Here is an 18,209-nt window from a genome sequence, read left to right as displayed (position 1 = left end):
GGCCGACTGTACCGGGGCGCCCCGCCCTAGGTGAAGCGCTTCACGAACGCCAGCGCCGTGTCGGCGACCTCGCGCCAGCCGCTGTCGATCGTCAGCGCGTGGCCCCGGCCCGCGATCTCGGTGATCTCGGTGACGCCCGGGTTGCGCTTCTGCTTCTTGAACGAGGCGTTGGCGATCGCCCACGGCACCGTGTTGTCCTTCTCGCCCGAGATGATCAGCAGCGGCCCGCGCTCGGGGTTCTTGCTGTTGACCTTGGCCTCCGTCCACGGGTTGAGGTTGGCGGTCGCGGCCTGGAACAGCGGCGCGCCCGCGGCCGGGACCGCGTACTCGCGATACAGCTCGGTCGCCTCCTCCTCGCTCACCGCGTTGGCGAAGCCGAACCGGAACTGCTCGTAGGTCAGCGGCACGGCGCGGTTGCGGTTGGCCGGGTTGCCGAGCACGGGCGAGGCGGACTTCAGCGCGGAGATCGGCAGCGGCAGCACGCCCCGGAACGGCGCCGGGTCGATGGCCACCGAGACGGCCGCGAGGCCGCGGCCGGCGATGATCTGGGTCAGCAGGCCCCCGAAGGAGTGCCCGATGACGGCGGGCTTCCTGACGAGTCCGCCGATGACCTCGCCGAAGTGGTCGGCCACCTGGCCGACGGTCTTGTGGGCGAAGACCTCCGGGCGGGCGTTGGCCTCCTCGACGGTCTGCGGGTCGTCGGGCCACCCCGGGGTCAGCGGCGTGTAGCCGGCCTCCTCGAACACCGCGGCCCAGCGGTCCCAGCTGCTCGGCAGGAGCCAGAGGCCGTGGATGAACACCACCGGCGTCAGCCCCGTCGCGTTGGCGCGGTCGACCTGCCGGCCCTCGAGATCGGTGATCGTGGCCATGCGCCCCGCCTTTCTGTCGATGCCCCGGTCGGCGGTCGCCGCGGGCGCGGCGGCCACGAGCGCCATCATGCCAAGGTGCCCCCCGGCACACCACCCGTCGAGCTCTCGGCGGCCGGCCTGTTCGCTGAAGACGGTGCCGCGCGGCTTCGCGCGCGACCATCCACGCGTGGTGCCGCTGCGCCATCGCGCGTCGGCGCCGCCGACGCGCGGCCGGGGCGTCGCTAGGAGGCTGCGCGGCCGCCGTGCCGCGCCTGCACGCCGGCGATCCACGCCGACAGGCGGTCCTCGTAGGCCTCGTGCCCCGGCGCGACGCCGTGGAACGCCCAGCTGGTCAGCTCGACGAGCGCCGCGGTCTGGGCGACCGACGGCGGCGGGCCGCCGCGGGCGTGGCGCTCAGCGGCGCGCACCGCATCGGCGACGGGCGCCGGCAGGCGGTCGGCGGGCGGTGCGGGGATGGTGGGGTGCAGGCCGGCGGCCCGGCCTCGAGAGGGCATGGTGGTCTCATCGACCGGCACCGTCGCGGGCCTGACGCCGCGCCGCCCGTCCTGGACGCGCGGTGTCCTACCCGGTCCGGGGCCCGAGCGCGGGCGCGGCCGCGTCGGCGCCGCGGCCGGCGGGCGTCGTGGTCGCCCCGGACTCGGCGAAGAACAGGCGCACGCGCTCCATGACCTGCCGGCGGTCCTCCCCCGCGCGAGGGCGGATCGGCGGCCCGAAGCGCACCTCGATCGGGTGCCGGCGGCCCGGCCCGCGGCCGGGCTCGCGGCGCGGCCAGCCCTGGCCGGGCGGCATCGCGGCGTGGGTGCCGCCGACGTAGACGGGGACCAGCGCGACGTCGTGCTGGGCGGCCAGGACCGCCGCGCCCGAGCGCAGGCGCCCGACGTCGCCGCGGCGCGAGCGGGTCCCCTCGGCGAACATGAGCAGGCTCCAGCGCTGCTGCAGCAGCTCGTCGACGTGCTGCGTGGAGGCCGGGTGCAGGCCGCCGCCGTGGCGCTGCATCGGCACGGTGTTGAAGGCCAGCGAGACCGCGGCCGCCCGCGTGCGGCTGCGGTAGAAGTAGTCCGCGGCGGCGGCCACGGCCGTGCGCCGGCGCAGGTGGCGCGGCAGCGAGCGCAGGATGGTCGGCGTGTCCATGTGGCTCGAGTGGTTGGCGACGAAGACCACCGGCCCGCGCACGCCGGACAGGTGCCGGCGGCCGCCCACCCGCCGCCGGGTGTAGAGGTCCATGATCGGGCCGAGCACGGCCATGAGGAACACCTCGCGCACCGCCCGCGCCGGCGGGCGCCGCGCCCAGGGCGCGTCGAGCCGTGCGAACGGGCTGCGATCCGCCATACGTCCTGTTACCCCGCCGCGGCCGTGGGTTTCGCGGCCCCGGTGATCTTGCCGGGGTTGAGGTTCGCGCCCGGGTCGGCGGCGTCGAACACCGCGCGCACGAGCGCAACGCCGGGCGCCGAGATGTCCTGCTCGAGCCAGCGCGCGTGCTCGGTGCCGACGGCGTGGTGGTGGGAGAGCGTCGCGCCCGAGTCGACGAAGGCCTGCTGGATGGCCGACTTGACGACGTCGTAGTCGGCCAGCGCGTCGCGCCCGGCGACCGGCGTGAACGCGAACGTGAAGTACAGGCAGGCGCCCCCGTGGTAGGAGTGCGACAGATGGCTCATGATGTAGCCCTTGACGCCGAGCTCGCCGAACGCGCCGCGTCCCGCGCCCATCGCCGCCTCGTAGACGTGCGGCAGCGCGCTCCACGGGGCCGAGGTCTCCGACACGTCGGCCAGGGCGCCGCGGTCGAGCAGGTAGTCGCGGATGTACGGGGTGTCGAACTTCTTCTGGTCGTAGAGCTCCCCGGGTCCGCTGCCGATGCACACGCCGCCGTGGGCCGCCACGATCCGCCCGGTGGCACGCCGCTGCGCGGCGACGTGGCGCTCGCTGCCCTCGAAGCCGATGAACGACAGGCACATCGCCGACACGTCGAAGCCGCGGCGGCGCGCGAGGAACTCCTTCAGCGCCCGGGACTTGAGCCGGTCGGCGACCGAGTTGCCCTTCTTGGTGGCGAAGGAGAACACCGTCTCCGGCGCGTCGGATACCCGGGTGACCGACGGCGTGGCCTCCGAGGCGGCCAGGTCGCGCATCGCCGCCAGGGACTCGGCCCACGACGGGAACAGGTAGCCCAGGATCACGCGCTCGGCGGGCACGCGGTGCACCTGCACCGTCGCCTCGCTGATGATCCCGAGCCGGCCCTCGCTGCCCAGGACCATCTCCCGGACGCTGGGCCCGGTCGACGTCGCGGGGACCGGCCGCACGACGAGCAGGCCCGACGGCGTCACGACGCGCAGGCCGCGCGTGAGGTCGGCGACGTCGCCGTACTTGTCGGACTGCATGCCCGACGAGCGCGTCGCGATCCAGCCCCCAGCGTGGAGTGGGTGAAGCTGTCGGGGTAGTGGCCCAGGGTCCAGCCGCGCGCGGTGAGCTGCTGCTCCAGGTGCGGGCCGAAGACGCCGGGCTGCACGCGCGCCAGCCGCGAGACCTCGTCGATCTCCAGGACGCGGTCCATCCGGCCGAGGTCGAGCGAGATGACGGTGCGCGCCTCGTCGGGGGGCACCTCGAGGCTGCCGGAGATGTTCGTGCCGCCGCCGAACGGGATGAGCACGGCGTCGGCGTCCAGCGCCTCGCGCAGGACCGCGGCGATCTGGTCCTCGTCGGCCGGGCGCACGACGACGTCGGGGATGCGGCCGATCTCGCCGCGCCGGTGGCGCACGAGGTCGCGCAGGCTCTTGCCGCGGGCGTGCAGCACGCGGTCGCGCGCGTCCTGGGAGACGTGCTCGGCGCCGACGGCCTCCCCCAGCGCCGCGAGCAGCTCGGGCTCGGCCGAGGGCGCGGGCACCTCGAGGTCGCCGAACGCGGCCGGGCGCTGCCGCACGCGCCCGAGATCGAGCCCCAGGTGCGTCTCCAGGAACGGCCCGAGCGCGGGCTTGTCCTCCGCCGAGAACGCCACGTCCTCCTCGCCCCACCCTGCCCACTTCATCGCGGCCATGGCCGTCCTTTTCGTCGCCGTCGCTGCCGACCTTAGCTGCCGGCCGCGCGGTCGCGCAGGGCCGCGACGAGGTGCTCCGCGATCACGGCCGGCGCCGGCGGGCAGCCCGGGATCCGCAGGTCGACGGGCAGCAGGCCGTCCAGCGGCCCGGCGAGCTCGGACGCCGTGCCCAGGACGCCGCGGCCCAGCGCGCAGTCGCCGAGCGCGGCGACCAGCCGCGGCTCGGGCATCGCCGCGTACGCCGCCTGCAGCGGCCCGGCCATCCGCGTCGTCACGGCGCCGGTGACCAGGAGCACGTCGGCGTGGCGCGGGGACGCGACGACGTCGAGCCCGTACTGCTGGAGGTCGTAGTAGACGCCGGTGACGGCGCCGAGCTCGTGCTCGCAGCCGTTGCACGAGCCGGCGTCGACGTGGCGCAGGGCGAGCGAGCCGCGCGTCGCCGTGCGCGGCAGGGCCGCCGAGCGGCGCAGCTGCTGAAGGTGGCGGAGCAGGACGAACACTCAGCGGTCCACGCAGGCGTAGCAGAGCTCGAAGCTCTTGTTGATGAGCGGGAAGTCGGCCAGCAGCTCGCCGCGCACCGCCAGCGCGAGCAGCGGCCAGTTCGCGTAGGAGCCCGTGCGCAGGTGCACGCGGGCGACCGCGTCGCCGGCCAGCTCCACGACGCACGTCGTCGCCCCGCGCGGGCTCTCGACCGTCGCGGCGCCGAGGCCGCCGGCGTCGCCCTCGCGCCCGGCGGCCGCCGGGCCCGCCGGCGGCTGGGCCAGCAGCGTGTCGAGCCGCCCCAGCGTGGCGGTCAGCTCGGCCGCGCGCACCTGGACCCGCGCGGCGACGTCGCCGGTGGGCGCCTCGGGGACGGCGGGGGCGAAGCCGTCGTAGGCCAGGCGCGGCGCGGCGGTGCGCGCATCGGCCGCGACGCCCGCCGCGCGGGCCGCGGGGCCCACCGCCCCCAGCCGCAGCACGTCGGCGGCCGCGGTGAGCCCCGTGCCCTCGAGCCGGTCCTGCAGCGAGCCCGCGAACTGCAGCTCGTGCCAGGCCCGCGCGACCTCGCGCGCCAGGTCGACCAGGCCGCCCCGGAGCTCGTCGCCGGTCATCGGCCCGGCGGCGAGCCCGCTGCGCCCGACCGCGATCGTGCCGAAGAGGAACCGGTGGCCGCAGAGGCGGGCGTTGAGCCGCTGGGCGCGCTCCTTGAGCGCCCCGAAGAGCATCGCCCCGGGTGCGAAGCCGACCCCGGCACAGACCGCGGAGAGGTCGTGCAGGTGGTTGTAGAGGCGCTCGAGCTCGAGCAGGAGCGTGCGCTCCCGCCGCAGGCCGGGCGTCGGCCAGAGGCCGAGGGCCGCCTCGCAGGCCTGGGCGTAGGCCACCGTGTTGGCCACCGCGTCGGCGGCGCACGCTCGCTGGACGTGGGCGAGCGCCTGCTCGTGGCCGAGGCCCTCGGCCGCGGCCTCCAGGCCGCGGTGCTTGTAGAACAGCCGCAGGTCGACGTGCAGGATCCGCTCCCCCACGACCTGGAAGCGGAAGTGACCGGACTCGATGATCCCGGCGTGCACCGGCCCGACGGCCATCTGGTGGACGTCGCGCCCGTCGACCTCCGGCGTCCACGCGGCGGTCGGCACGCCGTGGTCGGCCAGCGGCCGCATGGGCTCGTGCCCGGTGAACGCCCAGCCGTGCAGGTCGTGGGCCTCGCGCTCGTCCCACACGGCGGCCGGCAGCACCGGGGCGACCGACGCGACGCGCCGCCCGGGGGCGCGGGCGGTGAGCAGGAGGTGCTCGGCGCCGCGCACCATCGCCAGGCGCACGCCGGGCCCGGCGGGGCCGCCGAGGGCGTGCAGCCCCGCGAACGCGTGGCCCGCGGCCAGCCCGGAGGCGACGGCCGTGACCCAGTCGCCCGGCGCCACCTCGCGCGCGGTCACGCCCGCACGCGGCGGCGCCGCCGTGGGCCCGGCGAGCGTCACGCCACGCCGCCCATGAGCCGGCCCACGACGTCGGAGCCGGGCAGCAGGTACGCGGCGCCCGAGAGCGCGACGAGCAGGACCACGACGACCGCGGTGACCGCGACCAGGCCCCGCTCCGGCCGGCGCCCGTGGCGCGAGACGGCGGGGCGCTCGGAGACGATGCCCTCGATGAGGGCGTGCACCAGGCCGAGGAAGCCGAGCGCCAGCAGCAGCGCGGCGGCCACGACCACGGCGGTCTGGCCCGCGGCCAGGCCGCCGAGCAGGATGAGCAGCTCGCTGAAGAACAGCGGCGACGGCGGCAGCCCGCTCAGCGACAGCAGCGCGACCGCCACGGCGACCGCGCCCTGCGGCGAGGCCGACGCCAGCGCCCGCGCCGGGCGCCCCGACAGGCCCGGGTCGGCCCGCAGCAGCGGCGCGGCCGCGTAGAACCCCAGCGCCTTGGCCAGCGCGTGGCCGGCGACGTGGACGACGACGCCGGCCGTCGCCAGCGGGCTCACGAAGCCCATGCCCAGCGCGAGCACGCCCATGTGCTCCAGGCTCGAGTAGGCCAGCAGGCGCTTGAGCGGCAGCGCGCTCCACAGGAAGGGCACCGCGACGGCCAGCGACGCCAGGCCGAAGCCGAGCAGCAGCGCCGACGAGGTGCCGTCGGTGGCCGGCTGCAGCGCGAGCTGCACGCGCCAGGCCACGAGCATGACGGTCGGCAGCAGCGCCGCCGACAGCATCGCGCTGACGGGCGGCGGCGCCTCGCTGTGGGCGTCGGGCAGCCAGCTGTGCACCGGCGCCCAGCCGATCTTCGTCGCCAGGCCGCCGAGGATGAGCACGAGCGCCAGCAGCCCGGCGCCGGGGTCCAGCCCCGCGGCCAGGTCGTGGATCGCGGGCCAGTCCAGGGTGCCCAGCGCGCCGTGGCCGCGGCCCAGGCCCGCGTACAGGACGATGATCCCCAGCAGCGCGACGCCCAGCCCCAGCGTCGTGAGCACGAGGTACTTCCAGCCGGCCTCGAGGGCGCTCGGACGGCCGCTGGAGGCCACGAGCAGCGCAGACGCCGCGGTCGTGGCCTCGATGAGCAGCCAGGCCACGGCGAGGTTGTCGACGACCGCCACGGCCAGCAGCGCGGCCCAGAACAGGTGGAACGCCGCGTAGTAGAAGCCGCCGGCGTGCCGGACGGCCACGAACCCGCGCCCGCCGCCGGCCAGGTGCGCCGGCGACGCCAGCGCGCTGAGCAGGCCGATGACCGCGATGACGGCCAGGAACACCGCCCCGGCCGGGTCGACCACCCACCAGCTCCCGGCCGTCGGGCCGCCGGCCGCGACCTGGGGCGCCGCGACGGCCAGGGCCAGGCCGGCCACGACGATCGCGGCGGCGCGGTTGACGCGGTCGGCGACGCCCCGCGCGCCGGGCAGGGCGAGCACCGCGGCGGCCAGGACCGGCACGGCGAGCATCGCGATGACCAGGGCCTCAGTCATGCAGCTCGGCCAGCAGGCTGGTGTCGCTCGTGCCGAAGACCTCGTGGATCCGCGAGCCGAACGCCGCCGCGACGGTCAGCACGACGAGGACGTCGAAGAGCAGGGCCAGCTCGATCGCGCCCGGGATCCCGCCGGCGACCGTCAGCCCGGCCAGGTAGATCCCGTTCTCGGCGACGAGGACGCCGAGGGCCTGGAAGACGACGGGGCGGCGCACGGCGGCGATCACGATCCCCAGCACGAGCAGCGCCGCGACCGCGCGCTCGGCGCCCGGCTCGTCGAGGCCGAAGCGCGGGATGAGCGCGGCGGCGGCGCCGACGGCCGCGACGGCGAGCACGAGCCGCCCGAGCACGGAGCGCTCCGACGCGACGCGACGCGGCTCGCGGGTGCCGCGCACGACCCACAGCAGCAGGCCGGGCAGGCCGACCCCGCGCGCCAGCACCACGACGCCGGCGACGACGAGGCCGTGCTCGTCGCCGATCGCCCCCGTCATGGCCGAGGCGCCCAGCAGCACGGACTGCACGGCGACGAGCGCGATCGCCACGCTGCGCCGGCGCGCCACGACGACCGCCAGGCCGAGGGCCACCAGCGCCCAGAGCAGCGTGCCGCTCACGCGCCCTGCACCAGGCTGCCGGCCAGGCCGATGAGGCAGAGCGCGCCGGCCCCGCCGACGAACACCGGCACGCGCAGGATGCGCATCTTGGCCAGCGCGGTCTCGGTGAGCGCGATCGCCACGCAGAGGACGGCGACCGTCGCGGCCGCGAGCGCCAGCCGCGCCGTGAACGGGCCGGTGGTGGGCGCGAAGAGCCCGGCGGCCAGCACGAGCATGAGCCACAGCCGCGCGGCGGCGGCCCACTGCAGGCAGGCCAGGTCGCGCCCGGCGTACTCCAGCAGCGGGCCTTCGTGGACCATCGTCAGCTCGAGGTGGGTGTCGGGGTTGTCGACGGGCTGGCGGCCGGTCTCGGCCAGGGCGACGAGCGCGAAGGCCGCCCCGGCGCACCAGTGCGCGGCCGAGTGCCAGGGCGCGCCGCCCGCCGCCGCGCCCGACAGCGCCACGAGGTCGGTGCTGCCGCCCACCGCCCGCCCGGCCAGCAGCACCACGAGCAGCAGCACGCCCTCGACGAACACCGCGAAGGTCAGGTCGCGCCCGGCGCCCAGGAGCCCGAACCCCGCGCCGGTGTCCCAGGCCGACAGCGCCAGGGCGCCGCGGGCCAGCGCGAGCAGGCCGATGACGACGAGCGCGTCGTGGCCGACGCCCCAGTCCGCCGCGCGGCCGCCGACGGGCACGACGAGCGCGGCCACGAGCAGGGCGGCCGCCACGACCGCGGGCGCGGCGCGGTACAGCGGCCCGGCGGCGCTGGGCTGCACGGCGCTCTTGCCCCACAGGCGGCGCAGGTCGCGGTAGGGCTGCAGCGCCGACGGCCCACGCCGGCCCTGCAGGCGCCCCTTGAGATGCTGGATCCAGCCCGCGGCCAGCGGCGCGAGCACCAGGCCGCCCGCGACCTGCGCGACGCCGGCGCCGGCGTCGGCGCCGGTCACGCCAGGCCTCCGAGGCGCGCGAGCGCCAGCAGCCCGATCACGAGCGCGAGCATGTACAGGATGTAGGTCCGCAGGCTGCCCGACTGCAGGCGCCGCGCCACGGCCGCGCCGCGCAGCGCCCCGCGGGCCAGCGGTGCGTAGAGCTCCTCGTCGAAGCGGTGCGGGACCTCGGCGCGATGGCGGATGCGCCGCACGCCGCCCACGCCGTCGACGACCTCGAGCTCGCGCGCCGGCCGCAGGACGGCCTCGAGCACGAGGCGCAGCGGCTTGGTGAAGCCCGCCCCGGTGTAGGCCAACGCCGGCTCCAGGCGCTGGCCGCACGTCCAGGCCGGGGCCGTGGCCGCCCGTGGCGCGCGGCCCGTCGCGCGGCGCAGCAGCCCGAACACCAGGCCGAGCGCCACGAGCAGCCCCACCGCGGGCAGGCTCCCGGTGCCGGGCAGCCGCAGCGCGGCGCCGCCCGCGACCGTTGCGTCGCCGGGCGCCAGGCGCGCCAGGACGGGCACGATCTCGCCGGCCAGCGCGCCGAGCGCGACGCATGCGCCGGCGCCCGTGACGAGCGCGGCGCGCGTGGCGGCGGGGACCTCCTGCGCCTCGGCGGCGCCGGGGCTGCGCGCGGCGCCGAGCAGCACGAGCCCGGCGAGCTTGACGAAGCACAGGACCGCCAGGCCCGCCGTGGCCGCCAGGCCCGCGGTCGCCAGCGCGCCGGCGACCGCGTCGGCCGCGCGCGAGCCGGAGCCGAGGTGCAGCGTGGCCTCCAGCACGAGCCACTCCGACGAGAAGCCGGCCAGCGGCGGCAGGCCCGCGATCGCCGCGCACCCGGCCACCAGCGACCAGCCCGTCCATGGCATGCGGCGCAGCAGCCCGCCGAGCCGCTCGAGCTCGAGGGTGCCGGCGGCGTGGCCGATGGCGCCGGCGGCCAGGAAGAGCATTGTCTTGACCACGGCGTGGGTGACCGTGTGCAGCAGCGCGGCCGCGAAGGCGATCGAGCCCCAGACGGGGCGGTGGTCGGCGAAGAGCAGGACCGACGCCCCGAGGGCGGCGACGATGATGCCGACGTTCTCGACGGTGCTGAACGCCAGCAGCCGCTTGAGCTCGCGCTGCACGAGCGCGTAGACGATCCCGGCGACCGCCGAGAGCACGCCGGCGCCCAGGAGCACGAAGCCCGCCCAGCGCGGCGCGGGCGCCGCCCACTCGAACAGCACGCGCAACAGGCCGTACAGGGCGACCTTGACCATGACGCCCGACATGAGCGCCGACACGTGGCTCGGCGCCACGGGATGGGCGCGCGGCAGCCAGACGTGCAGCGGCATGACGCCGGCCTTGGTCCCGAACCCGACGAGAGCCGCGACGAGGACCAGCGTGCGCGGCCCGTCGCCCAGCGCGGCGCCGACCGCCCCGTGCTGGGCGAGCAGCAGCAGGGCGACCCAGACCCCCGCCCCGCCGAGGTGGGTCGTCGCGAGGTAGACGAAGACCGTGCGGCGTACGGCGCGGTCGCGCCGGGCGACGAGGATCGCTGTCGCGGGCAGCAGCGTCATGAGCTCCCACGCCCCGAGGAACGTCACGACGTCTCGCGCGGCCAGGACGCCGAGCAGCGCGAGGGCGAACGCGCAGGTCAGCGCGAGCAGCGGCCGCCGGGCGGGCGCGCCCGCCATCGCGTCGCCCGCGGCCGCCAGCGCGGGGACGACCGACCCGCACACGACGAGGGCGAACAGCGCGCTGAGGCCGTCCAGGCCGAGGCGCGGGTGCAGCGTGCTGTGGAACGGCGCGCCGGCCGGACCGGCGCCCGCCAGCACCGCGACGGCGCCCCCGGCGATCAGCAGCGATCCGGCGCACGGCGCGAGCACCGCGGCGCGCGCCCAGGGTGCGAAGGCCAGCGGGACGCCCGCGGCCAGGAGGGCCGCGCCGGCGATCAGCGCGACGGGGATGGAGCGATCCCCTCGATGGCGGTCTGGGTCATCAGCGATCTCTCAAGGTACCAAGATATTCAGTTCTCTGAATCTTCCGTATTTCTAAGACTTGGAACCGATCACGGCGCCCGCACGTGCCGGCCGGCGCGGCCGCTCAGCGACGCCCGGTGCGGCGCGGCGCGGCCGGTGCGTCGGCACCGGCCAGGTCGCCCAGCAGCTCGCGGGTCTGCTCGAGCTGGGCCGTGAGGATCTGCTTCGCGATCTCGAGCAGGTCGAAGAGCCGCGGGTCGGTGACGCGGTAGAACACGTTCGTGCCGGCCCGCCGGCTCGCGAGCAGCCCCTGCCGGCGCATGGCGGTCAGGTGCTGCGAGGTGCCGCTGGAGTCCAGGCCGAGCGCGGCCTGCAGCTCGCCGACGTTGCGCTCGCCGTCGCGCAGCAGCTCGAGGATCCGGACCCGCGCCGGGTGGCCGAGCAGGCGGAAGAAGTCCGCCTTGAGCCGGTAGATCGGCGGGGGGCCTGCGGGGGGTGTCGGCTGCGCGTCGGCGGGCACGGAGATCCTGAGGCTACCAGCGCCTCAGGATCTCATGAACTTCGAAGATTCAGGGTCGCGACGACTCAGCCGCGCGCCGCGTCGTAGTCGGCGTCGTCGACGGCGTCCTGCCAGTCGGCGTCCCCGAGCGAGATCGCGATGTGCGTGAGGTAGGTGTCGGGCCCCGCACCGTGCCAGTGGCGCTCGCCCGGCGAGATCCACACGACGTCGCCCGGCCGCAGCGGCCCGCCCTCGCCGGCGTCGTTGCGCACGAACCCCGCGCCGTGGGTGACCATGAGGATCTGACCCGTGGCGTGGGTGTGCCAGTGCGTCCGCGCGCCGGGCGGGAAGAACACCGTGTTGACGGCCACGCCCTCGGTCGGCGAGAGCAGCGGCTCGGCCCACACCTGGCCGGTGAACGTCGGCCCGCGCTGGTCTGACGGCTGGCCGTCGACGCGTCCGTGGTTGATGATCATCGGGTCGCGGCCCGTCCTGCGAGGCGAACGTCGGACATTGGCGTAGCATGCCATCTCGATGCCGTCGCCCGCTTCCGGCCCCGCCCTCGACGCGACGCTGCGAGGGGTCCCCATCGGCGAGAGCGCGGCGTGGGCCGCCGACGCCGAGCGCCTGGGCTTCGACGGCGTCGTGGTCACCGAGACCAACAACGACCCGTTCCTGCCGATCGCGCTGGCGGCCGGCGCCACGGAGCGCGTCGCGCTGGGCACGGGCATCGCCCTGGCCTTCCCGCGCACGCCCATGGAGGTCGCCTACACGTCGTGGAACCTCCAGGAGCTCACGGGCGGGCGGTTCGTGCTGGGCCTCGGGACGCAGGTCCGCGCGCACGTCGAGCGGCGCTTCGGCGTTCCGTGGTCGCACCCCGCCCGGCGCATGCGGGAGTACGTCCTGGCGCTGCGCGCGATCTGGACGGCGTGGGAGACCGGCGAGGCTCTGGACTTCCACGGCGAGTTCACCTCGCACACGCTCATGCCGCCCGCGTTCCGGCCGCGCCCCCAGCCCCACGGCGCTCCGCCCGTCCACCTGGCGGCCGTGCGCGAGCGGATGATCGAGATCACCGGCGAGGTCGCCGACGGCCTGCTCGTCCACCCGCTGCAGAGCGCGGAGTACCTCGAGCAGGTCGTGCGCCCGGCGCTGCTGCGCGGCGTGCAGCGCGCCGGCCGGCGTCCGGAGGACGTGGCGATCTCCGTGGCCCAGCTTGCGGCAACCACGCCCGACGAGCTCGAGGCGGCCCGCCGCCGCGTCGCGTTCTACGGCTCGACGCCCGGCTACCGCCAGGTGCTCGACCTCCACGGCCGCAGCGACCTGTTCGAGGCGCTGCATCGTCTGTCGCGCAGCGGCGGCTGGGCCGACATGCCCGCGCTCGTCGACGACGAGACGCTGCGCCTCTTCGTCGCCTACGGCGAGACGCCGGAGGCGCTCGCAGCCGACCTGCGCGCCCGCACCACGGGCGTGGACCGCATCGCGCTGCACGCGGGCGACGCGGCCACGCCGGACACCTGGGCCGGCGTCGTCGGCGCGATGCACGCGGGGCGCTGATCGCCGCCCCGAGCCGCGGGTTCGGCCCCCCAGGGCCGACACCCGCAAGGTGACCTCGCCCCCTGGGCGAGCGTCACCCCGAGTGCGCTGATCGCCGCCCCGAGCCGCGGGTTCGGCCCCCCAGGGCCGACACCCGCAAGGTGACCTCGCCCCCTGGGCGAGCGTCACCCCGAGTGCGCTGATCGCCGCCCCGAGCCGCGGGTTCGGCCCCCCAGGGCCGACACCCGCAAGGTGACCTCGCCCCCTGGGCGAGCGTCACCCCGAGTGCGCTGATCGCCGCCCCGAGCCGCGGGTTCGGCCCCCCAGGGCCGACACCCGCAAGGTGACCTCGCCCCCTGGGCGAGCGTCACCCCGAGTCGGACTCGTTGGCCAGCGCCGCCTCGAACTCGCGCCGCTCGGCCGCGATCTCCTTGCGCAGCTCGCCGATCTCGGGCAGCGGGCCGAAGTCGAAGTCCGGCCGCGGCTCGCGCGAGGCGCGCTTGGCCTCGCGGGCGGCGGCCGTCTTCTCGGCGTCGGCCTCGCCGTCGGGGCCGAGCTCGACCGCGTAGTCCTCCCGCGCGGCCTCGACGGTCACCAGGCCGGCGCGCACGTCCTTGGCCACGCGCTCGGGCTCGCGGTCCAGGGGATCGCCCAGGCCGCCGGCGCCCGCCGTGGAGAACACGAGGCGGTCGCCCTTGTGGACCGGCACGTTCTCGACCTTGGACGGCAGGCTCCACTCGCGGCCGTCGGCGCGGATGAGCGTCTTCTCCGAGCTCTCGCCGTACATGCCGCCGTTGACGCCCCACGGATGCGTGCGGGCGCGGTCGTCCTGGAAGGTGATCAGGCCGTCCTCGAGGAAGGTGTACACCTTGGCCACCCCGTGGCCACCGCGGTGGTAGCCCGCGCCGCCGGAGTCCGTGCGCACGGAGTAGCTCTCGACGCGCAGCGGGTAGTACTTCTCCAGATACTCGGTCGGGACCGCCTTGAACAGCGGCCACCAGGAATGGCCGTCGAGGCCGTCACCGGCCGGGCGGGCGGGGATGCCGCCGTAGAGGATCTCGAGGATCTGGTAGTTCTCGCCCTTGGAGTCGGTGCCCGAGTACACGAAGTTCGGGCTGGTGCCGTAGCTGCCCGACACCGCGAACTGGAGACCGAGCATCTTGGAGAACACGGCCCCGAAGACGTCGAAGTGGCGGGCCATCAGCGTCAGCCGGTTGCCCAGCGGGGCCGGGAACTCGGGCTTGAGGACCGAGCCTTCGGGAATGTTGACGTTGATGATGTCCGAGTAGCCGTCGTTGAAGACGACGTCGGGCGCGAACGCCATGATGAGGAACACCCCGACGAACATCTTGAACATCTCGGGGTTGAGGTAGAAGTTGACCGACCCGGGCACCTGCCCGTCGGTCCCCTCCCAGTCGACGTTGATCGTGTCGCCGGAGCGCCACATCGTCATCTTGAGCTTGATCGGGCCGGTGCCGAGCCCGTCGTCGTCGGCGAAGTCCTCGAAGCTGAGGCGCTTCTCGTCGGGCAGGTAGGTCCGGATGAGCTCGATGACGGCCGAGCGCGTGCGGTCCAGGATCGCGTCGCAGGCCTCGAGGTAGGTCTCCTTGCCGTAGCGCTCGCACAGCTCGATGACGCGCGCCGCACCCGCCGCGGTGCCGGCGGCGATGGCCTTGATGTCGGCCTCGACCTCCTTGGGGGCGCGCGTGTTGTGGCAGAACAGCCGCAGCGCCTCCTCGTTGAGCTTGCCCTGGTCGTAGAGCTTGATCGGGGGCATGCGCACGCCCTCGTGGTAGATGCTGCGCGCGCTGATCGGCATGGAGCCGGCGGCCGTGCCGCCGACGTCGATGAGGTTGCCCCACTGCGACGCGTAGCCGACGAGGTCGTCCTCGAAGAAGATCGGCCGCAGCAGCAGCATGTCCGGCGTATGGGAGACCGACCCCTCGCACATGTAGGGGTCGTTGAGCGCGATGACGTCGCCGTCGCGCAGGTCGGAGACCTCGTACGGCGAGTGCTCGATGATCGTCGGGATCGCACTGCCGAACTGGCCGATGACCATGCGCGCATGGCGGTCGGCGATGAGCGGGAACTGGTCGGACTGCTCGCGGATGACCGGGCTGACCGCCGTCGTCTCCAACACGCGGTCCATCTCGTAGCGCGCGTTGGACAGCGTGTTCTCGATGATGTCGAGCGTGACCTGGTCGATGTCGTGCTCGCGCACGAAGTCGGGCAACGTGCTCTGCGTGGCGCTCATCGGCTCTGCTCCCTGACGATGATGTTCCCCATGTCGTCCACCGTGCCGGCGTAGCCGGGCTCGATGACGCTCGTCGTGTCCTCCTGCTCGACGATCGCCGGGCCCGCCAGCACGTGGCCCGGGGCCAGGACGCGACGGTCGTAGATCGGCGTGTCGTGCCACTGGCCGTCGAAGTGCACCTGCTCCGTGCGCTCCACTGCCGCCTCGGCCGAGGAGCCCGACGGCGGCGTCTCGATGTCGATGTCGCGGGTGGTGCCATGGCCGACGACCCGGATCGTCGCGATCTCCACGAAGGCCTCCAGGTCGAAGCCGTAGCGCCGGCTGTGCTCGGCCTCGAAGTCGGCCCGCAGGCGCTGCGCGTAGCCGTTGTCCAGCGCGCTGCGGTCCAGCGCGCAGGGCATCTGGATGTCCTGGCGCTGGTAACGGCAGTCGGCGAACACCTCGAAGACGTGCTCGGAGGGGTCGACCCCCTCGGCGACCAGCCAGGCGGCGGCCTCCTCGACGAGCTCGTCGACGGCCGCGGCGACATCGGCGCCGGGCGTCTCCTCGGCGATCTTCAGGTAGGTGCGGGCGAACTCGTTCTGGACCTCGGCGGCCAGGAACCCGAATGCCGACAGCACGCCGGGCGTGTTGGGGATCACCAGCGGGTCGGCCCCGATGAGCCGGGCCAGCGCGTTGGCGTGCAGCGGGCCGGCGCCGCCGAAGGCGACGAGGCCGAAGTCGCGCGGGTCGTAGCCGCGCTCGACGCTGACGACGCGCAGCGCGGCGTGCATGTTCTCGTTGGCGATGTCGAGGATGGCCTGCGCGGCCGCGACGGTGTCGATGCCCAGCCCGTCGGCCACGGTCGCCACGGCCTTCTGGGCGGCGTCGACGTCGAGCTCGAGGCGGCCGCCGAGCTTGGAGCCCCCCGGCAGGCGGCCCAGGACGACGTTGGCGTCGGTCACGGTCGGCTCGGTGCCGCCGCGGCCGTAGCAGGCCGGCCCCGGGTCGGCGCCCGCGCTGCGGGGGCCGACCTTCAGGGCCCCGGCGAGGTTGAGGTAGGCGATCGAGCCGCCGCCGGCGCCGACGCTGTGGATGTCGGCCCCACGCGCCTGGAAGTTGTAGTACCCGAGCTGGGCCTCGCGCTTGATGGAGACCTCGCCGTCGCGACACAGCGCCACGTCGGTCGACGTCCCCCCATGTCGAACGTCAGCACGTTGGGCACCCCGATGCGCCGGGCCAGGTACGCCGCGCCGACCGCCCCGCCGGAGGGCCCGGAGAACGCGATGTCGACCGGGCGCTCCTTCGTAGAGCGGGCGCTCATCGTGCCGCCGTCGGAGCGCACGATGTTCAGGCGCCCGGCGAAGCCGGCGCCCTTGAGCAGCGACTCGAGGCCGTCGACGTACTTGATGACCTGGGGCTGGGTGTACGAGTTGAGGACCGCGGTGAGCGTGCGCTCGTACTCGCGGTACTCCGAGACCAGGTCGGAGGAGATCGAGACGGGCAGGTCGCCCCGCAGCTCGAGCGCGATCTCGCGCGCCCGGCGCTCGTGCGCCGCGTTGACGTAGGAGTTCAGGAACGCGATGGTCAGCGACTCGGTGCCGGTGTCCAGAAGGTCCTTGACCGCGGCGCGCACGGCGTCCTCGTCGAGCTCGTGGATCACCTCGCCCGTGGCGCTGATGCGCTCGGGCACGCCGCGCGTCATCCACAGCGGCACGAGCGGATCGGGCTTGATCATGCCCATCCACGCGTACAGCGGCCCGGGGGTCCAGGCGCGGGCCAGGTGCAGGATCTGCTCGTGGCCGGCGGTCGTGATGAGACCGCCGGTCGCCCCCTTCTCCTCGAGGATCATGTTCGTCACGACCGTCGAGCCGTGCAGGATCAGATCGAGCGCGTCGAGGCCGACGCCGTGGGTCTCGCAGGCCTGAGCCACCCCGGCCATCACGCCCTTGGACTGGTCCTCGGGCGTCGACAGCACCTTGGCCATCGTCAGCTTGCCGGTCTCCTCCGACACCAGCAGCACGTCCGTGAACGTGCCGCCGACGTCGACCCCGAGCTTCAGACTCATCGCTTCTCCATGTAGTTGTCCGACGTCCGCGGCCTAGGCGGAGCTCGCCGCGGCCTCGTCCTTGATGTCCTTGCGGCGCACGAGCTGGGACAGCGCGACCGCGAGGATGAGGGCGCCACCGTAGAACAGCTGCTGCACGAAGCTGTCGGCGCCGAGGAGCTGCAGGCCGGTGATGCCGCTGACCAGGAAGAACACGGCGACGAAGGTCCCGACCGGGTTGAACCGGCCGGGGTAGATCGCCGTGGCGCCCAGGAAGGCGGCCGCGAAGGCGGGCAGCAGGAACGAGAGGCCCGAGGTCGGGTCCGCGCCACCGAGCGAGCCGGTGTAGAAGACGCCCGCCACCGCCGAGATGAAGCCCGAGCCGACGAGGGCGCCCCAGCGGACGCGCCCGACGTTGATGCCGCTCAGCCGCGACACGTTGCGCCCGCGGCCGACGAACAGCAGCCGCCGGCCCATCGCGGTGTAGACGAACACGTACCAGAACAGCAGCGTCAGGGCGACGCCGTACCAGAACACCACCGAGATCCCGAGGAACGTGTTGGTGATCGTCCAGTCGATGAGGCCGTTGCTCACGCCGCTGACCGTGTTGGAGCCGCTGATCCAGAGCACGATGCCCTGGACCACGGTGGACGACCCCAAGGTCACGATGAACGAGTCGATCTCCAGCAGCACGACGAGCGCGCCGTTGAGGATCCCGACGATGAGGCCGGCGCCGAGGCCGACGACGATCGCCGGCGCCAACGCCCAGCCGTGCTTGACCTGCAGGATCGCGATGAGCATCGAGGTCAGCGTCATCACGGCGGCGATCGACAGGTCGAAGTCGCCCGTCGTCAGCGGCAGGATGAGGCCGAGCGCCAGGATCAGCAGCACCGCCTGCGAACCGAAGATCGTCTGGAAGTTGCCGCTGGTGGCATACGTGTGCGGCTTCAGCAGGCTGAAGACGATGAGCACGATGGCCCACACGGCGATGAGCGCGAAGCGCTGGCCGAAGTCGCCGGCCTTCTTGCTCGTGCGCTTGCTCGCCCCGGTGGGACCGCCCTTGGCGGGCTCGGTCGCGGTGCTGTGTTCGGTCATGGTGGTGTCGCTCTCCGTCT

General features: G+C 74.7%; 16 protein-coding genes and 2 pseudogenes. 1 reads left to right on the top strand and 17 read right to left on the bottom strand.

Annotation, left to right across the window (positions count from 1 at the left end; all coding sequences use genetic code 11):
- Window positions 1-26: 26 nt before the first annotated feature.
- The 13 genes and pseudogenes from FSW04_RS13345 to FSW04_RS13290 all read right to left on the bottom strand — a co-directional run bounded on the left by FSW04_RS13345 (window position 27) and on the right by FSW04_RS13290 (window position 11,757).
- A complete protein-coding gene (locus FSW04_RS13345) occupies window positions 27-869 on the bottom strand; it encodes an alpha/beta hydrolase (RefSeq protein ID WP_146923729.1) in 843 nt (280 codons plus the stop codon).
- A gap of 221 nt (window positions 870-1,090) precedes the next feature.
- On the bottom strand, window positions 1,091-1,363 hold the full coding sequence (locus FSW04_RS13340; protein ID WP_146920004.1) for a hypothetical protein: 273 nt from the start codon (window positions 1,361-1,363) through the stop codon (window positions 1,091-1,093).
- Window positions 1,364-1,430: 67 nt separating this feature from the next.
- Window positions 1,431-2,198 carry a lysophospholipid acyltransferase family protein gene (locus tag FSW04_RS13335; protein WP_146920002.1) on the bottom strand — a complete coding sequence of 256 codons (768 nt, stop codon included), beginning with the start codon at window positions 2,196-2,198 and terminating at the stop codon, window positions 1,431-1,433.
- A gap of 8 nt (window positions 2,199-2,206) precedes the next feature.
- Window positions 2,207-2,992 (bottom strand): FAD-linked oxidase C-terminal domain-containing protein, encoded by a 786-nt coding sequence (locus FSW04_RS27175; RefSeq protein ID WP_321167708.1) that lies wholly within the window; start codon window positions 2,990-2,992, stop codon window positions 2,207-2,209.
- A 231-nt stretch (window positions 2,993-3,223) separates the two neighbouring features.
- Window positions 3,224-3,885: pseudogene (locus FSW04_RS27170) on the bottom strand (FAD-binding oxidoreductase); the annotation flags it as partial.
- Window positions 3,886-3,926: 41 nt separating this feature from the next.
- Window positions 3,927-4,394: an NADH-quinone oxidoreductase subunit B family protein gene (locus FSW04_RS13325; RefSeq protein ID WP_228430458.1), complete on the bottom strand. Its 468-nt coding sequence runs from the start codon at window positions 4,392-4,394 to the stop codon at window positions 3,927-3,929.
- Entirely contained in the window at window positions 4,395-5,846 is a 1,452-nt protein-coding gene (locus tag FSW04_RS13320) for a hydrogenase large subunit (RefSeq protein ID WP_146920000.1), read from the bottom strand. It lies immediately after the preceding gene.
- Window positions 5,843-7,309 carry a proton-conducting transporter transmembrane domain-containing protein gene (locus tag FSW04_RS13315; RefSeq protein ID WP_146919998.1) on the bottom strand — a complete coding sequence of 489 codons (1,467 nt, stop codon included), beginning with the start codon at window positions 7,307-7,309 and terminating at the stop codon, window positions 5,843-5,845. The genes FSW04_RS13320 and FSW04_RS13315 overlap by 4 nt, the downstream gene beginning before the upstream one ends.
- Window positions 7,302-7,919, bottom strand: a complete 618-nt coding sequence (locus tag FSW04_RS13310; protein WP_146919996.1) for a hypothetical protein — start codon at window positions 7,917-7,919, stop codon at window positions 7,302-7,304. Before FSW04_RS13310 ends, FSW04_RS13315 begins: the two co-directional genes overlap by 8 nt.
- Window positions 7,916-8,845 (bottom strand): respiratory chain complex I subunit 1 family protein, encoded by a 930-nt coding sequence (locus tag FSW04_RS13305; RefSeq protein WP_187368752.1) that lies wholly within the window; start codon window positions 8,843-8,845, stop codon window positions 7,916-7,918. Before FSW04_RS13305 ends, FSW04_RS13310 begins: the two co-directional genes overlap by 4 nt.
- Window positions 8,842-10,689 (bottom strand): proton-conducting transporter transmembrane domain-containing protein, encoded by a 1,848-nt coding sequence (locus FSW04_RS13300; RefSeq protein ID WP_146919994.1) that lies wholly within the window; start codon window positions 10,687-10,689, stop codon window positions 8,842-8,844. The genes FSW04_RS13305 and FSW04_RS13300 overlap by 4 nt, the downstream gene beginning before the upstream one ends.
- A 217-nt stretch (window positions 10,690-10,906) precedes the next feature.
- The gene (locus FSW04_RS13295; protein ID WP_146919992.1) at window positions 10,907-11,302 is read right to left on the bottom strand and encodes an ArsR/SmtB family transcription factor; all 396 of its coding nucleotides are present in this window, start codon (window positions 11,300-11,302) and stop codon (window positions 10,907-10,909) included.
- Window positions 11,303-11,367: 65 nt separating this feature from the next.
- On the bottom strand, window positions 11,368-11,757 hold the full coding sequence (locus FSW04_RS13290; RefSeq protein WP_146919990.1) for a cupin domain-containing protein: 390 nt from the start codon (window positions 11,755-11,757) through the stop codon (window positions 11,368-11,370).
- Between the two features lie 58 nt (window positions 11,758-11,815).
- Here FSW04_RS13290 and FSW04_RS13285 point away from each other — a divergent pair, with 58 nt between their 5' ends.
- Window positions 11,816-12,835 carry a TIGR03617 family F420-dependent LLM class oxidoreductase gene (locus tag FSW04_RS13285; protein WP_146919987.1) on the top strand — a complete coding sequence of 340 codons (1,020 nt, stop codon included), beginning with the start codon at window positions 11,816-11,818 and terminating at the stop codon, window positions 12,833-12,835.
- A gap of 346 nt (window positions 12,836-13,181) precedes the next feature.
- Here the strand turns inward: FSW04_RS13285 and FSW04_RS13280 are convergent, their stop codons facing one another.
- From FSW04_RS13280 to FSW04_RS13270, 4 genes and pseudogenes are all read right to left on the bottom strand, one after another.
- A complete protein-coding gene (locus FSW04_RS13280; protein WP_146919985.1) occupies window positions 13,182-15,068 on the bottom strand; it encodes a hydantoinase B/oxoprolinase family protein in 1,887 nt (628 codons plus the stop codon).
- Window positions 15,065-15,688 (bottom strand): hydantoinase/oxoprolinase family protein, encoded by a 624-nt coding sequence (locus tag FSW04_RS27165; protein WP_267128338.1) that lies wholly within the window; start codon window positions 15,686-15,688, stop codon window positions 15,065-15,067. The genes FSW04_RS13280 and FSW04_RS27165 overlap by 4 nt, the downstream gene beginning before the upstream one ends.
- Before the next feature lie 15 nt (window positions 15,689-15,703).
- A pseudogene (locus FSW04_RS13275) lies at window positions 15,704-17,115 on the bottom strand (hydantoinase/oxoprolinase family protein); the annotation flags it as partial.
- A 33-nt stretch (window positions 17,116-17,148) separates the two neighbouring features.
- Window positions 17,149-18,189, bottom strand: a complete 1,041-nt coding sequence (locus tag FSW04_RS13270) for an ABC transporter permease (RefSeq protein ID WP_146919983.1) — start codon at window positions 18,187-18,189, stop codon at window positions 17,149-17,151.
- Window positions 18,190-18,209: the final 20 nt, after the last annotated feature.

The sequence above is a fragment of the Baekduia soli genome, from assembly GCF_007970665.1.
Taxonomy (GTDB): Bacteria; Actinomycetota; Thermoleophilia; order Solirubrobacterales; family Solirubrobacteraceae; genus Baekduia; species Baekduia soli.
The sequence above is the reverse complement of the archived record's forward strand: the minus strand, read 5'-3'. Positions and strand labels throughout refer to the sequence as shown.

What these genes read in the sequence shown, in the direction of transcription:
- FSW04_RS13345 (WP_146923729.1), bottom strand. Translation starts at nt 869, where the DNA reads ATGGCCACGATCACCGATCTCGAGGGCCGGCAGGTCGACCGCGCCAAC.
- FSW04_RS13340 (WP_146920004.1), bottom strand. Translation starts at nt 1,363, where the DNA reads ATGCCCTCTCGAGGCCGGGCCGCCGGCCTGCACCCCACCATCCCCGCA.
- FSW04_RS13335 (WP_146920002.1), bottom strand. Translation starts at nt 2,198, where the DNA reads ATGGCGGATCGCAGCCCGTTCGCACGGCTCGACGCGCCCTGGGCGCGG.
- FSW04_RS27175 (WP_321167708.1), bottom strand. Translation starts at nt 2,992, where the DNA reads ATGCGCGACCTGGCCGCCTCGGAGGCCACGCCGTCGGTCACCCGGGTA.
- FSW04_RS13315 (WP_146919998.1), bottom strand. Translation starts at nt 7,309, where the DNA reads ATGACTGAGGCCCTGGTCATCGCGATGCTCGCCGTGCCGGTCCTGGCC.
- FSW04_RS13290 (WP_146919990.1), bottom strand. Translation starts at nt 11,757, where the DNA reads ATGATCATCAACCACGGACGCGTCGACGGCCAGCCGTCAGACCAGCGC.
- FSW04_RS13285 (WP_146919987.1), top strand. Translation starts at nt 11,816, where the DNA reads ATGCCGTCGCCCGCTTCCGGCCCCGCCCTCGACGCGACGCTGCGAGGG.
- FSW04_RS13280 (WP_146919985.1), bottom strand. Translation starts at nt 15,068, where the DNA reads ATGAGCGCCACGCAGAGCACGTTGCCCGACTTCGTGCGCGAGCACGAC.
- FSW04_RS13270 (WP_146919983.1), bottom strand. Translation starts at nt 18,189, where the DNA reads ATGACCGAACACAGCACCGCGACCGAGCCCGCCAAGGGCGGTCCCACC.